General features: G+C 75.2%; 14 protein-coding genes. 3 read left to right on the top strand and 11 right to left on the bottom strand.

The features are described from left to right. Positions 1-48: 48 nt before the first annotated feature. Together BAW75_RS18595 and BAW75_RS18590 are read right to left on the bottom strand one after the other, a co-directional pair. Positions 49-1,653, bottom strand: a complete 1,605-nt coding sequence (locus BAW75_RS18595; RefSeq protein ID WP_167435586.1) for an alpha/beta hydrolase — start codon at positions 1,651-1,653, stop codon at positions 49-51. Positions 1,654-1,672: 19 nt separating this feature from the next. Beyond that, positions 1,673-2,785 (bottom strand): ATP-dependent DNA ligase, encoded by a 1,113-nt coding sequence (locus BAW75_RS18590; protein WP_064447172.1) that lies wholly within the window; start codon positions 2,783-2,785, stop codon positions 1,673-1,675. 136 nt (positions 2,786-2,921) lie between these two features. On the opposite strand from BAW75_RS18590, the gene BAW75_RS18585 reads away from it, so the two are divergent. Both BAW75_RS18585 and BAW75_RS18580 read left to right on the top strand, forming a co-directional pair. Beyond that, entirely contained in the window at positions 2,922-3,134 is a 213-nt protein-coding gene (locus BAW75_RS18585) for a hypothetical protein (RefSeq protein ID WP_069089394.1), read from the top strand. Between the two features lie 209 nt (positions 3,135-3,343). Beyond that, positions 3,344-3,766 carry an SRPBCC family protein gene (locus BAW75_RS18580; protein WP_104114376.1) on the top strand — a complete coding sequence of 141 codons (423 nt, stop codon included), beginning with the start codon at positions 3,344-3,346 and terminating at the stop codon, positions 3,764-3,766. Here the strand turns inward: BAW75_RS18580 and BAW75_RS18575 are convergent. Then, positions 3,741-4,229, bottom strand: coding sequence for a GNAT family N-acetyltransferase (locus BAW75_RS18575; RefSeq protein WP_104114375.1), 489 nt, complete (start codon positions 4,227-4,229; stop codon positions 3,741-3,743). The two genes, BAW75_RS18580 and BAW75_RS18575, sit on opposite strands and share 26 nt — an antisense overlap. Positions 4,230-4,284: 55 nt before the next feature. Between BAW75_RS18575 and BAW75_RS18570 the strand changes: the two genes are divergently transcribed. Continuing rightward, a complete protein-coding gene (locus BAW75_RS18570; protein ID WP_064447269.1) occupies positions 4,285-4,806 on the top strand; it encodes a DUF1990 family protein in 522 nt (173 codons plus the stop codon). Positions 4,807-4,810: 4 nt separating this feature from the next. Here BAW75_RS18570 and BAW75_RS18565 read toward each other — a convergent pair whose 3' ends face one another. The 8 genes from BAW75_RS18565 to BAW75_RS18530 form a co-directional block, all read right to left on the bottom strand. Further along, positions 4,811-5,725, bottom strand: coding sequence for a DNA-3-methyladenine glycosylase family protein (locus tag BAW75_RS18565; protein WP_104114374.1), 915 nt, complete (start codon positions 5,723-5,725; stop codon positions 4,811-4,813). Between the two features lie 147 nt (positions 5,726-5,872). Continuing rightward, positions 5,873-6,532 carry a COG4315 family predicted lipoprotein gene (locus tag BAW75_RS18560; RefSeq protein WP_104114373.1) on the bottom strand — a complete coding sequence of 220 codons (660 nt, stop codon included), beginning with the start codon at positions 6,530-6,532 and terminating at the stop codon, positions 5,873-5,875. A 205-nt stretch (positions 6,533-6,737) separates the two neighbouring features. Then, entirely contained in the window at positions 6,738-7,520 is a 783-nt protein-coding gene (locus BAW75_RS18555) for an anti-sigma factor family protein (RefSeq protein ID WP_104114372.1), read from the bottom strand. Next, positions 7,517-8,215: a sigma-70 family RNA polymerase sigma factor gene (locus BAW75_RS18550; protein ID WP_030503038.1), complete on the bottom strand. Its 699-nt coding sequence runs from the start codon at positions 8,213-8,215 to the stop codon at positions 7,517-7,519. Before BAW75_RS18550 ends, BAW75_RS18555 begins: the two co-directional genes overlap by 4 nt. An 82-nt stretch (positions 8,216-8,297) precedes the next feature. Then, positions 8,298-9,155, bottom strand: a complete 858-nt coding sequence (locus BAW75_RS18545) for a spermidine synthase (RefSeq protein WP_104114371.1) — start codon at positions 9,153-9,155, stop codon at positions 8,298-8,300. Continuing rightward, on the bottom strand, positions 9,155-10,126 hold the full coding sequence (locus BAW75_RS18540) for a hypothetical protein (RefSeq protein ID WP_064447178.1): 972 nt from the start codon (positions 10,124-10,126) through the stop codon (positions 9,155-9,157). Before BAW75_RS18540 ends, BAW75_RS18545 begins: the two co-directional genes overlap by 1 nt. Further along, positions 10,123-12,597 (bottom strand): AAA family ATPase, encoded by a 2,475-nt coding sequence (locus tag BAW75_RS18535; RefSeq protein ID WP_104114370.1) that lies wholly within the window; start codon positions 12,595-12,597, stop codon positions 10,123-10,125. Before BAW75_RS18535 ends, BAW75_RS18540 begins: the two co-directional genes overlap by 4 nt. Next, positions 12,597-13,745 (bottom strand): exonuclease SbcCD subunit D, encoded by a 1,149-nt coding sequence (locus BAW75_RS18530; protein ID WP_104114369.1) that lies wholly within the window; start codon positions 13,743-13,745, stop codon positions 12,597-12,599. The genes BAW75_RS18535 and BAW75_RS18530 overlap by 1 nt, the downstream gene beginning before the upstream one ends. Positions 13,746-13,754: the final 9 nt, after the last annotated feature.

The raw sequence follows: 13,754 nt of genomic DNA, 5'->3' as shown, positions 1-13,754 counted from the left end.
CCGACGTTCGACCGGCCGGCGTCCGGCTCCCGGCCGTCGGCCGGACCGTCACCGGGCGGGGCAGCGCAGCCCCTCCCGGGGGACGGTGAGCGAGATCAGGTACGCGTCGACCGCCGACGTCACGCACGGCGTCTGCGGGTACGCGGTGTGTCCCTCGCCCTCCCAGGTGAGCACCCGACCCACGCCCAGCATCGCGGCCAGCGCGGGCGTCTGCTCGTACGGCGTGGCCGGGTCACCCGTGGTGCCGACCACCAGGATCGGCGGCGCGCCGTTCGCCCGGCCGGTCGGATACGGGTCCCGCTCGCCGGGCCACTCCACGCAGCCGAGCATCCCCACCGCGAGGGCGGGACCGAACAGCGGGTACTTCTGCCGCCACTGCGACTGCAGCGAGCGGACCTGCTCCCGGGTCGGCTTCTCGGTCTCGTCCGCGCAGTTGACCGCCAGGTTCGCGTCGAACAGGTTGGAGTAGTGCCCGTCCGGCTCCCGGCCCGCGTACGAGTCGGCCAGCTTGAACACGCCGGCCGGGTCGCCGCCCTGCAACTCGTCGATCGCCCGGGCCAGCTCCTGCCAGCCCTGCTCGGTGTAGAGCGAGGAGATCACCGCGTAGAAGACCCAGCCGGAGGTCGCCTCCCGGCCGTCCTGCCCGCGTACCGGGGAGGTCTTCGCCTTGGCGATCGCGTCGGTGACCGCACCGCGGGCGTCCGGCGCGATCGGGCAGCGGCCGGCGTTCGCCGCGCACCAGCGGGAGAAGTTGTCGAACGCCCGCTCGAAGCCCTTCGCCTGGCTCTCCGACCCGGCGATCAGCTTCTGCTGCGGGTCGACCGCGCCGTCGAGCACCAGGGCGCGCACACGCTGCGGATAGAGCTGGGCGTAGGTGGCGCCGAGCAGCGTGCCGTAGGAGTAGCCGAGGTACGTCAGCTTGTCGTCGCCGACCGCCGCCCGGACCGCGTCCATGTCGCGGGCCGCCTGCTCGGTGCCGTAGAGCCGAAGCTGGTCGCCGTACTTCGCGCCGCACCGCTCGCCGATGCGCCGGTTGAGGCCGACGAAGCCGTCGAACGACGACTGGCTCTCCGGGTCGGGGTCGTAGCCGAAGCTGGCGTCCAGGTCGGCGTCGGAGATGCACTTGACCGGGCTGGACCGGGCCACCCCGCGCGGGTCGAAGCCGACGATGTCGAACCGGTCGGTGACCGACGTCGGCAGCCCGCCGAACGCCGGGCCGAAGGACAGGTAGACGGCGGTGTCCACGCCCGAGGCCCCCGGCCCGCCGGGGTTGACCACCAGCGACCCGATCCGGTCGCGCTGCTTTGTCGAACGGGCCCGGATCAGCGCGATCGCGAACGTCTCGCCCGCGCCCGGCCCGGCGGTCGCGCCGGTGGTCGCCCCGGTGCCCCAGTTACGCGGCACGGCGATGCGGGCGCAGTCGTAGCGCATGTCCGCCGCACCCCGGCCCACCAGCTCGTTCGGCACCTCCGGGCAGGCCCGCCACTCCGGGGCGGTGCCCGGCGGGGCGGCCTCGCCCTCGCTCTCGGCGCGCGGCGCGAACGCCGGCAGCGTGCAGCCGGCGGTGAGCACCACCGCCGCGACGAACGCGGCGAGGGCGGGCCGGAACCGGCGGGTCCGGTCGGGGAAGCCTGTCACGTGGGCGCCTTCCATGATCGTGTCGACCGCCAGGCTACGCCCGGCCGGCCGCGTCACCGACCGTCGCCGCCGGATCGCCGCGCAGCACCTCGTCGACGTCGTAGCGGATCGGGCGGTCGAGCTGGCCGTAGTCGCAGGAGCGCGGATCACGGTCGGGGCGCCAGCGCACGAACCGGGCGGTGTGGCGCAGCCGGTCGCCCTCCATCGCGTCGTACGCCACCTCGACCACCAGCTCGGGACGCAGCGGCTCCCACTCCAGGTTCTTGCCGCCGGTCCACCGGCTCACCCCGCCCGGGATGCGCTGGCCCCGCTCGTGGTCGCCGTGCACCCACGGGTGCTCGCCGCCCACCTCGCGGTAGGGCTCCAGCTCGTCCAGCAGCTCCTTGCGGCGGGCCATGGTGAACGAGGAGCTGACGCCGATGTGGTGCAGCACGCCCTGGTCGTCGTAGAGCCCCAGCAGCAGCGAGCCCACCACCGGGCCGGACTTGTGCCAGCGGAAGCCCGCCACCACCGCGTCCATGGTGCGCGCGTGCTTGACCTTGAACATGAGCCGCTTGCCCGGCTCGTACGGCAGGTCGGCCGGCTTGACGATCAGCCCGTCCAGGCCGGCGCCCTCGAACACCTCGAACCAGCGGCGGGCCGTCTCCGGGTCGGTGGTCACCTGGGTCACGTGCACCGGCGGGCGCACCCCGGACAACGCCTGCTCCAGCCGCTCGCGGCGCTGCGGATAGGGCTGCCCGGTGAGCAGCTCGTCGTCGATGGCCAGCAGGTCGAACGCGACGAAGTCGGCCGGGGTGGTCTCGGCCAGCAGCTTCACCCGGGAGGCGGCCGGATGGATCCGCTGGGCCAGCAGCTCGAAGTCGAGCCGGGGGTGCCCGCCCGGCCCGTCCCGGCGGATCACGATCAGCTCGCCGTCGACGGCGCACCGGGGCGGGAGCTGCCGGCGCGCCTGCTCGACCACCTCCGGGAAGTAGCGCGTCATCGACTTGCCGCCCCGGCTGGCCAGCTCGACCTCGTCACCGTCGCGGAACACGATGCAGCGGAAGCCGTCCCACTTCGGCTCGTAGGTCAGGCCGGGATCGGTGGGCAGCTCGGACACGCTCTTGGCCAGCATCGGCTCGACCGGAGGGTTGATCGGCAGGTCCACGGCGACCAGTCAACCAGACCCCACCGACAGTGGTGAGGCAGATCACCGGGGGTGGCCGGGCGGTGTGTCCCGTACCGGTCGCCTTCGTCACCGCCGCCCGGATGGTGAAACCGCAGGTCAGAGCTACCTTCGCGGCGTGCCGGAGTGGAGTTGCGGATGCTGCGGGCGCTGGCGGGTCAGCGTCGAGCTGATCCGTGGCCGCTACCGCTACCGGCTGGCGCACCGCTATCCGGCCGAGCACGGCGGCGGCGCGAACGTCCTCGGCGAGGTCGGCTCGATCACCGAGCTGGAACGCCTGCTGAAGCGGTACGCCCCGGTCACCCTGGCCGACCTCCACGAGGCCGCCTGACCCGCCGCCCCGGCGAGGCTCCGATCTTGGAGTTGTGGCGCCCCATAAAGCTCGTCAATCGGGCATCCTGGGCACCACAAGTCCAAGATCGACGAGGCGGGGCGGAGGCGGGGCGCGGAGGCGGGGAGCGGAGCGGGGCGCGCGCGGGACGGCGGGCGGGTGGAGTGCGGGCGTAGCCTGAGCGGACCGTCCACGGGGGAGGAACGCCGATGCGGTTCGTCGAGTCCGTCGAGATCGCCGCCGACGTCGACCGGGTGTGGGCGGTGCAGAGCGACGTCGAGCGCTGGCCGGAGTGGACGCCCTCGGTCACCGCCGCCCGCCGGCTGGAACCCGGTCCGCTGGCGCTCGGCTCGACCGCCCGGCTGGAGCAGCCGCGCCTGCCCCCGGCGGTGTGGCGGGTCACCGAGATCGAGGCGCCGTACTCGTTCGTCTGGGAGTCCACGAGCGCCGGCGTGCGCAGCCGGGGTGAGCACCGTCTCGTCGCGCTCGGCGACGGGCGCACCCGGGCCGAGCTCGCCCTGGTGCAGACCGGGCCGCTGGCCGGCCTGCTCGGCTTGCTCGCCGGGTCGATGATGCGCCGCTACCTGCGGCAGGAGGCGGACGGGCTCAGGCGCCGCTGCGAGCGGGACTGACCGTCTTCTCCAGCACGGCGAGGCGGTTGCCGTTCTCGTCCGGCCGGTGTGCCACCACCCGGTAGCCGCGCCGCGCGTACAGGGCCAGGTTCGCCGCGCTGTCCGCGCCGGTGAACAGCGCGAACCGGGTCACCCGGCCCGCGCAGGCGTGCTCGACGGCGTCCAGCAGCCGTCCGCCGACGCCCCGGCCCTGCTGGTCCGGCGCGACCGAGAGGCGGCCCACGTGGGCGGTGTCGCCGTCGACGCGGGCGCGTACCGAGCCGACCAGGCGGGGGCCGCGCCGCGCGGCGAGCACCACGTCCGGTCCGGCCAGCGCCGCCCGGACCTCGTCCAGCGTCTCGGTCAGCGGGGGCAGGAACACGTCCCGGTAGCGCTGCGCCTCCACCAGGTACGCGGCGCGCTGCACGGTGAGGATCTCACCGGCGTCGGCGACGTCGGCGGGGGCGATGGTCACGTCGGTCACCGGCTCAGCTCACCACAGCGCTCAGAAGCGGCCGTACGCTGGCGGGGGTGTTCCCATCAGCGTGGAGGTGACCGGCGTGCCCGAGCTGACGTACCCGGAGGTGGGCGCGACCCGCGACGGCGGCCTGCCGGCCGGCTACCACCACCTGCGCCACCGGGTCCGGCTGCCGGACGGCGGCTTCCCGGTCGCGGCGGACGCGCTGCTGGGCTGGCGGCTGCACCGCGCCGCGGGCGTGGTGATGCGCGCGGACGCGCCGCGCGCCGCACCCGGGGTACGTGTCACGCCGGGACTGGGCGTCGGCCCGGCGCGGCTGTGGGGCCCGACCGAGGTGGTCTGGGTGGTGGACGAGCCGGACCGGGCCGGGTTCGGCTACGGCACCCTGCCCGGGCACCCGGAGGTCGGTGAGGAGGCGTTCCTGGTCACCCGGGGCGCCGACGGCGTCTGGTTCGAGGTGACCGCGTTCAGTCGCCCCGCCCACTGGTACGTGCGGGCCGGCGGGCCGGTCGTGCTCGGCTTCCAGCGGGCGTACGCCTGGTGGCTGGGCCGGACGCTGCGGCGGCTGTGCCGGCGGCGCTGAGCGGTCAGTAGCGGGCGAACGAGCGGATCGGGGCGCGCGGGCCGTACTTCGGCGCCTGGATCCCGGCCGCCTCCAGCAGCACGCACACCCGGCCCCGGTGCCCCCGGAACGGCGCCAGCAGCGCCAGCATCCGGGCGTCGTCGCCGCGCGGCTCACCGGCCAGCGCCCAGGCCACGGTGTTCGGCACGTGGTAGTCGCCGACGCTGACCGCGTCCGGGTCGCCGTACGCGATGCGCACCACCTCGGCGGCGGTCCACGGCCCGATGCCGGGGATCGCGGTGAGCCGCCGGGTGGCCTCGGCCGAGTCGGCGCAGCGTTCCAGCCGGTCCGCGACGGCCGCCGCGCGGCGCAGCGTGTCGGCGCGTCGCTGTTCCACGCCGAACGGGTGGAACACCCAGTACGGCGTGGCCGCCACCGCGGCCGGCTCCGGCGGCAGCAGCAGTGGTTGCAGCGGACCCGGGGCGGGTTCGCGGAAGTGCCGCACGGTGGCGGCGTACGCCCGGTACGCCTCCTTGCCGGTGACCTTCTGCTCGAAGACGGCCCGCAGCAGCCGGGGGAAGATCTGGCCGGTGGCGGGCATCCGCAGCCCGTGGTGCGTGTGCGCGAGGCGGGCCACCAGCGGGTGCGCGGCGGCGAGCGCGGCGAACCCGGTCAGGTCGTCGCACAGTCCGGCGATCCGGTCGGCCCGCTCGACGACCCAGCCGGCGCCGGGGCCGTACCCCTCGGCGGTCAGCTCGCCGGCCTCCGGGCGCAGCGCCAGCGTGGCCGGTCCGTCCGGGGTACGGGTGGCCCACCAGAACGTGCCGGCGGCGATCCGCGCGCACGGGTCGTACGGGCTGAACGTGAGCGCCCGCACCGACGCGGCCAGCCGGTAGCCGGCCGGGGGGCGCAGCGTGCGGCGGGCGGCGGGCGAGGTCACCCGGCCACTCTGCCACGCGGTCCGGCCGTGACGGCGGACACGCCGAGCCGGGAGGCGGGGCGATGCCGGTGCGCCCCGCCTCCCGGGTTCCCGACGATGACCGGCCGCGCCCTCCCCGGCGGCGACCGGTCACCGTGACCTGGTGCGTCAGTACGAGTAGTCCGACCCGCCGCCGGAGCTGTTGGAGCTGCCCGCCGCGGGCGGCGCGACCGCCTTGGGCGTGCCGGTCGGCAGGCAGGTCAGGTTCTTCTTGCCGTTCGGGTCGACCACGAACCAGGTGCCGCCGACGCCCTGGCCCTTCCACTGGCCCGGCTTCTTGTCGCCGATGTAGCGGTAGACGGGCCAGCCGCCGATGGTGAGCTGCCGGGTGCCGTCCTGGCGGGTGATGGTGCCGACGTTGTCGTCGGAGACGCCACGCAGCTTCGGGTTGCCGTCGGTGAGCGACGGCGGCCAGACCTCGGCGCACTTGTCCACGCAGTTGGACTGCGGCGGGTCGTCGGAGTCCTTGTCGAACCGGTACAGCACCCAGCCGTCCTGGTCGGTGACGACGCGGCCCATCCGGGGCAGCTTCTTGCCGACCAGCTCGTCGGTGATCTTCACGTTGGCCGGGGGCGCCTTGTCCGCTACCGGCTCCTCCTCGGGAGCCGCCGACGCCTCCGGTTCGGCCGCCGCGGTGGGTTCGGCCGCGGCGACGGCGACCGGCTCGGCCGCGCTCGAGTTCGCCCCGTTGTAGCCTGCGGGGGCGCAGGCCGTAAGTGCGACCATCGCGCTCGCGACGATGACGGTCGTCCGCTTGTGGTGTGCCACGTGCCCTCCTCGTTCTTGGCAGTTCGCCGAGTAGTACGGGCGCGGCACTGTCAAGGTTGAAGTCGAAACGGTGGCACATTTCACAGTGGACTGATTGAACCGACAGCCGTTCTGGCGCGTGCGTCAGCACGAGGGGGTCCGCCGGCCCGGACACGACACGACGGCGCCGGGCGGTCCAGCCGCCCGGCGCCGTCGTCGTACCGGATCAGATGTCGTCCACCGTCACCAGCGGACTCGCCACCCCGTTCGCGTCCACCGACTGCACCTGAAGCTTGTCGATGTCGCGCACCGGGGCGGAGGTGGACGCGGTCAGCTCCAGCGGAAGCTGGTTCTGGTTCGTGCCGTACCCGCCGGCCGGCACCGACCAGGTGGAGATGACCTCGCTCGTGGCGTTCTTGCGCACCACCACCAGCCGGCAGACACGCGGCCCGGGCAGGCGGCTCAGCTGCACCGAGATCTGCGTGCCGTACTCCTTGCGCGCCAGCCACATCGTGGTCTGCACGCCGGTGCCCGCGTCGGTGGCGTTGTGCTGGTCGCCCTCGATCGGCTTCTCCCCGCCGACGCCCGGGTCGTTCGGGTTGCCCGGCTCGCCGCTGGGCGCCGCGGTCGGCGCGGTCTGCGACTGCCCGGCCTGCGGCGTCGGCCCCGGCTCGTCGCCGAGCATCCCGGCGGCGACCCCGCTCAGGCCGCCGAACACCACCACTGCCGCCGCTGTGGCCAGCAACTGCCGCACCCGGGTACGACGGCGGTCCCGCCGCACCGCCACCAGCGTCCGGTCCAGCAGCGCCGGATCGGTGTGCGTCTGCTCCAGCGCGGCCATCGCCTCGCCGTCGATGCCGGAGAGCAGCCCCACCACCGGGACCATCGTCTCCAGTTCCGCCGCGCAGGCCCAGCAGGTGGCCAGGTGCTCCTCGAACCGCTCCGCGTCCTCCGCGTCCAGCACGCCGAGCGCGTACGCGGCGACGTCCATGTGGTCGGCCCGGCTCATTCGGTCACCCCCCTCTCCTGCAGAGCCGTGCGCAGCGCGCGCAGCGCGTAGTAGACCCGCGACTTGGCGGTGCCGAGCGGAAGCCCCAGCTCCTCGGCCGCCTCCGGCACGGTGCGCCCCCGGAAGTACGTCGCCACCAGGATCTCCCGGTGCGACTGGCTCAGCGTACGCAGCGCGTCCGCCACCGTCATCGTGCGCAGGACCCGGTCGGTGCTGTCCGCCTCGGCGAACGCGGTCAGATCCCGGTCGTACGTCTCCGGCGGGCGGGCCTGCTCGCTGCGGTGCTCGTCGATGGCGATCCGCCGGGCCACCGTGACCAGCCAGGGACGCAACGAGCCCTGGCCCTGCACGCCGAGCCGGTGCGCGTTGCGCCAGGCCCGCAGCAGCGTCTCCTGCACGATGTCCTCGGCCCGCTGCCGGTCCCCGCCGGTCAGCCGCATCACGAACATCAGCAGCGGGCCGGCGTGCTCCGCGTACAGCAGGCGGATCAGCTGGTCGGAGTGGCTGGCCTCGGCGGAGGTCGCCTGGTGGCGTCCGGGAGCGGGTCGCGGCGGCACCGGGTCATTCTGGCGATCGGCGGGCCGGGCGTCGACCCCCCGGCGGGAACGCGAGGCGCGCGAATGTGGTTGTGCCCGGGCGAACATCCACTCGGGCCGCGCCACTTCGCCGTGCCAGCCGGCCGCCACCGCATGCATGCAGACCTCCGCTGTCCAATGACATCAGCCGGCCCCCCACGGGCATGGCCGCCCGGTGATACGCAGCCACCAGCCGATCGGATCAACGTTTGACGGAAAAAATTCCGGGCGGCGGGGGAGTGGAGTCGACGGCGTCCGCGTCGTGGACCACCGCCGCGCCGCCGGTGAAGCGGTCCAGCTCCGCGCCGGCCAGCACCCGGCCGGGGAACCAGTCGCCGGCCGCCCGCCGGGCCAGCTCCGGCACCGGCGGCTCCACCCGGGACGCCACCAGCACCAGGTTGCCGTACCGGCGGCCGCGCAGCACCGCCGCGTCGCCGACCAGGCAGGCCCGGGGCAGCACGGTACGCACTGTGGCGACCTGCGCCTTCGCGTGCCGCAGCGGCGGGCCGTCGGCCACGTTCGCCAGATAGCTGCCGCCGGGCGCCAGCACCCGGGCCACCTCGGCGGCGTACTCCACCGAGGTCAGGTGCGCGGGGGTACGGGCTCCGGCGAACACGTCAGCCACGATCACGTCGTACGCGCCGTCGCGGCTCGACGTCAGCGTCGCCCGCGCGTCGGCCACCCGTACCCGCAGGCGCGGATCGGCAGGCCACGGCAGCTCGCGGCGGACCAGCTCCACCAGCGCGCCGTCCACCTCGGACACCCGCTGCGTCGAACCCGGGCGGGTGGCCTGCACGTACCGGGGCAGGGTGAGCGCGCCGCCGCCCAGGTGCAGCACCCGCAGCGGCGCCCCGGCCGGCGCCACCAGGTCCAGCGCGGCGGCCAGCCGCCGGACGTACTCGAACTCCAGGTGAGCCGGATCGGTCAGGTCCACATGCGACTGCGGCGCGCCGTCCAGCAGCAACGTCCACGAGCCCGGACGGTCCCGGTCCGGCACCAGCTCGGCCCGCCCGGTGTCGACGTCGGCCACCACCCGGTCGGCGTCGCGTCGCCGGCCCATCAGCGCCGCATTCCGCGCGCCGCCGCGGTGAGCACCCGGTGCAGCAGCCGCGCGTCGCCGAGCATCCCGCGCAACCGGCGTTCCAGCCCGGCGATCGGCACCAGGTTCTGCGGGGCACGCGGATCCTTGTACGGGGTGGAGGCGAACCGGGGCAGCGTCACCAGCGACAGGTCGGCCAGCGCGATCGCCTCCGGCACGGTCAGGTCGGCCGAGCACTCCACCCGCACGATCCCGGCCCACGGCGCCCCGGCGCGCACCGGCAGGCGCAGATACCACGACCAGCCGCCCCACGCCGTGCCCAGCCGGAACACCGGGCACCGCTCACCCGGCGCCAGCCCGGTCACCACTGCGGTCAGCCGCCCGTCCAGGTATTGGCTGTGCTGCGTCTTGATGTACCCGAGCGTGCGCGGCAGGTTCCGCCGGCTGCGCAGCGGGCCGTCCACCACCAGCAGGTCGCCGTCGGTGCGTACCGCGTCGGAGACGGCCACCTCCAGCGCGGTCAGCGGCGCCTGCACCGCCGCGGGCAGCTTGCTCAGCTCACCGGTGCCGCTGACCCGGTGCACCGGGTAACGCACAGTCCCGGCGACCACGTCCTGCGCCGACGGGCTCGCCGTGAACAACCCCCGGCCCACCCGGGCGCCGGCCATCTCGGCGGCGCCCCGGTCCAGGTCGCAGCGGACCACACCGGCCGCGTACGAGGCGGCGATGCCGGGGAACGAGCCGCCGTCCTCCTCGGCCGTCCAGACGCTCGCGTCGATCCGGCGTACCCCGTCGACGAGCAGCACCACGTCCGGCGACCGCACGCCCGCGCGGGGGCCGATCGCCCGCCAGTCGGTGGCCGGCAGCTCGACGTCGGCGTCCACCTGGGCGCTGCTCGGCGCGGCCGGACCGGACCCGCCCGCAGCCTCGAACGACGCGCCGTACGCCGGATCCCAGGCGTCGACGAAGAACGCCGGCGACTGTGACGTCACAGGCCGGTCCGTTCCACGCGGGCCGTCCGCGCGTCCTTGCGCACCTCGAACCGGACCGGGATCCGCTCGGCCAGCGCCGGCACGTGGGTGACCACGCCGACCATCCGGTCGCCCCGGGCGGCCAGGTTCTCCAGCGTCGCCGCGACCGTGTCCAGCGTCGCCGCGTCGAGCGTGCCGAAACCCTCGTCCAGGACAATCGACTCCAGGCTGGCCGCGGTGGTGGACATGCCGGCGAGCTGCTCGGACAGCGCCAACGCCAGCGCCAGCGACGCCTGGAACGTCTCCCCGCCGGACAGCGTGCGCACCCCGCGCCGCAGCCCCGCGTCGTGGTGGTCGACCACGAAGAACTCACCCTTGTCGTGCACCAGGTCGTACTGCCCGCCGGACAGCTCCCGCAGGATCCGCGACGCGCCGTCAACCAGCAGGTCCAGCGCCTCGGTGAGCAGCCAGCGCTCGAAGTTGTTCGCCCGCAGGTGCGAGGCGAGCGCCCGCGCCACCCGCGCCTCGTGCTCGTGCCCGGCCCGCTGCTCCCGCAGCCCGGCGGCCTGCTCGCGGCGCTCGTCCAGGCGGCGCAACTCCGCCTCGGCCCGCTCCACCGCCACCGCCACGTCGCGCGGCGCGTCCTGCGGGGCGTCCAGCCCGGCCGCGGTGAACAACGCGGCGATCCCGTCGGCGACCTCGGCCGCGGCCCGCTGCGCCGCCTCCACCGACTCGGCCATCCCGTCGCGGTCCGCGCGCCGCGCCCGCGCCTGCTCGCCCGCCCAGTCGGCCAGCGCCGTCCACGCCGCCGCCACGTCGTCCCGGTCGGCGGCCGGCGGCCCGAACCGGGCCAGCCCGTCGCGTACCGCGTCGAAGTCACGCCAGGCCCGGCGCAGCCGCTCCTGCGCGGCGTCCAGCGCGCCCCGCGCCCGCCGGGCCGCCTCCCGCCCGGCCCGCACCGCGCCCGCCGCCTCCTCCAGCGCGGCGCGCAGCCGCGCGTGCTCGGCCAGCGACTCCCGCAGCCGTTCCGGCGCGGGCGCGTCAGTGAGCTGCTCGTCCAGCTCGGCCAGGCGCGCGCCGAGCTGGTCGTGCTGGGTCCGGGCGCGCAGCAGCACCCGGTCCAGCTCGCGGGCCGCGGCGTCGCGTTCCTGCACCACCCGCTTCGCCGCCTCGCTCGCCGCCCGCGCCGACTTGCCCGCCTCGATCGCCCGGCTCACCGCCGAACCCTTCGGCACCGCCGGCACGGTGGTGACCGTCTGCTCGCACACCGGGCAGGGCGCGCCGTCGACCAGGTGCGCCCGCAGCGCCGCCGCCTGGTCGGCGGCCTTCGCGTCCTCGTGCGCGCGGAACGCCGACTCCAGCTCCGTCTCGGCCCGCTGCGCGTCCGCCCGCGCCGCCGCCAGCGCCGCCACCGCCGCGTCGTGCTCGCCGCGCGCCGCGTCCACCGCCGCGCGCACAGTCGCCGCCTCCGCGGTCAGCCGGTCCCGGTCCGCGTACGCCTTCAGGTGCAACCGCAACGCGCTCTCGTCACCGGCGGCGGTCAGCTCCCCGCGCAGCTTCTCCTCGCGCTCCTCGGCCAGCCCGACCGTGGCCGCCGCCTCGTCGGCGGCCACCCGGGCCGCCGCCACCGCCCGTGCCAGCTCGGCGGTGCCGTCCGGCGGCCGCACCCCGGCCAGCACACCCAGCTCCGCGTCGAGGGCGGCCAGCGCCGCGGCCCGCTCACCCGCCGTCGCCCGGGCCCGCTCCCATTCGGGTACGGCGGCAGCGACCGCTGCGGCCAGCTCCCGCATCGCGTCCACCCGCTCCCGGGCGGCGGCCAGACTCTCGTCGTCGACGTCGGTGAGCCCGCCGAGCAGCTTGTCGACGGTCTCCAGCTTCGCCTCGGCCTGCCCGGCCCGCTCGACCGCCTTCTTCTGCACGTTCTCGTAGACGCCCAGCCCGAGCAGGTTCACCAGGATCTGCTGGCGGGTGGCCGGCTTGGCGTGCAGGAAGTCGGCGAACTGCCCCTGCGGCAGCACCACGCAGGAGGTGAACTGCTCGTACGGCAGCCCGACCGCGTCCAGCACCGCCTGTTCCATCTCGGCCGGGGTGCCGGCCACCACCTCGCCCAGATCCTCCGGGCTGAGCCCGGTGTCGAGCTTGGTGACGTCGAAGCCCGGCGGCATGAGCTGCAGCCCGGCGTTGGCCGTCTTCACGGTGCCCCGGCCGTCCCGGCGCACCACCCGGGTCGCGACGTAGCGGTCCCCGGCGGACTCGAAGACCAGCCGGACCCGCGCCTCGGTCGCCGACGGCGCCAGCGCGTTCGCCAGCCCCCGGGCGCCGCCCCAGCGCGGCACCGTGCCGTAGAGCGCGAAACAGATCGCGTCGAGCACCGTCGACTTGCCCGAACCGGTCGGTCCGACCAGCGCGAAGAAGTCCGCGTCGGTGAAGTCGACAGTGGTCTCGTCGCGGAACACCGTGAACCCGGCCATGTCCAGCCGCATCGGCCGCATCAGTGCTCCACCTCCTCGAGCAGCTCGTCGAAGAGTTCCCGGACACCCTCGTCGGCGTGCCCGCGGCTGTCCAGGTAGTCGCCGAACAACTCGCCCGGCGACCGCCCGGCCCGCTGGGCGGTCCGGGTCCCGCTGCCCGGCGCGGGCACCAGCTCCGGGTCGATCCGGATCTCCAGCGCCCGGGGCAGCAGCTCCTGCACCTCCTCGCGCAGCCCGGCCCGGGGCTGCTCCCGGACGTAGACGCGCAGCCAGCCCTCCGGCGCCTCGATCTCGGCGAGCTGCGCGAGCGTGCCGCGTACCGTGCGCAGCGGCACCGCGCCCGGCACCGGCACCTCCCGGATGCGGGCGGCCGTGGTGGCGGTGACCTCCACGATCGTCACCGAGCTGACGTTCTCCTGCTCGCCGAAGTCGACGGCGAGCGGGCTGCCGCTGTAGCGGATCGGGCACGGGCCGATGACCCGCTGCGAGCGGTGCAGGTGACCCAGCGCCACGTAGTGCGCGTTGCCGGGGAAGACGGTCGCCGGGACCGCGTATCCGAGCACCGTGTGCGCGTCCCGCTCGCCGCCGCCGGTGCTCGCCCCGACCACTGTCAGGTGCGCGGTCACCAGGTGCACGCGGTCCGGCTCGGTGAACCCCTCGGCGAGCCGGTCCAGCACCCGGCCCAGGTGGTCGGCGTACGTCTGGTTCGCCTCGGCCGGGGTGAGCGTGTACATCTCCACCGCGCGCACCGCGTACCGCTGGGACAGGAACGGCAGCGCGGCCACGCCCCAGCGTTCCCCGCCGGCGGTGACGCCGTCGACGACGTGCTCGTCCGGGTTCTCCCGGACGCTGCCGCGCAGCGTGATCCCGGCCGCCTCGGCCCACGGGCGCAGCGCGTCCAGCGCCGCGCCGTTGTCGTGGTTGCCGCCGATCGCCACCACGTCCGCGCCGGTTCGCCGCAACGCGGTGAGCGCCCGGGTCACCAGCCGCGTCGCCTCCGGGGTGGGCGCGGCGGTGTCGTACAGGTCACCGGCGGCGATGACCAGGTCGGGCCGCTCACGCTGGGCGATCTCGATGACCTGGGCGAGGACCTGCTTGTGCTCCTCGGCCCGGGACTGCCCCTTGAGGACCTTGCCGACGTGCCAGTCGGAGGTGTGCAGGATCTTCATCTGGGTGCC

It is taken from the genome of Micromonospora chalcea (assembly GCF_002926165.1).
Lineage (GTDB): Bacteria > Actinomycetota > Actinomycetes > Mycobacteriales > Micromonosporaceae > Micromonospora > Micromonospora chalcea.
The sequence above is the reverse complement of the archived record's forward strand: the minus strand, read 5'-3'. Positions and strand labels throughout refer to the sequence as shown.

What these genes read in the sequence shown, in the direction of transcription:
- BAW75_RS18595 (WP_167435586.1), bottom strand. Translation starts at nt 1,653, where the DNA reads ATGGAAGGCGCCCACGTGACAGGCTTCCCCGACCGGACCCGCCGGTTC.
- BAW75_RS18580 (WP_104114376.1), top strand. Translation starts at nt 3,344, where the DNA reads ATGCGGTTCGTCGAGTCCGTCGAGATCGCCGCCGACGTCGACCGGGTG.
- BAW75_RS18555 (WP_104114372.1), bottom strand. Translation starts at nt 7,520, where the DNA reads ATGAGCCGGGCCGACCACATGGACGTCGCCGCGTACGCGCTCGGCGTG.
- BAW75_RS18550 (WP_030503038.1), bottom strand. Translation starts at nt 8,215, where the DNA reads ATGCATGCGGTGGCGGCCGGCTGGCACGGCGAAGTGGCGCGGCCCGAG.
- BAW75_RS18545 (WP_104114371.1), bottom strand. Translation starts at nt 9,155, where the DNA reads ATGGGCCGGCGACGCGACGCCGACCGGGTGGTGGCCGACGTCGACACC.
- BAW75_RS18535 (WP_104114370.1), bottom strand. Translation starts at nt 12,597, where the DNA reads ATGCGGCCGATGCGGCTGGACATGGCCGGGTTCACGGTGTTCCGCGAC.
- BAW75_RS18530 (WP_104114369.1), bottom strand. Translation starts at nt 13,745, where the DNA reads ATGAAGATCCTGCACACCTCCGACTGGCACGTCGGCAAGGTCCTCAAG.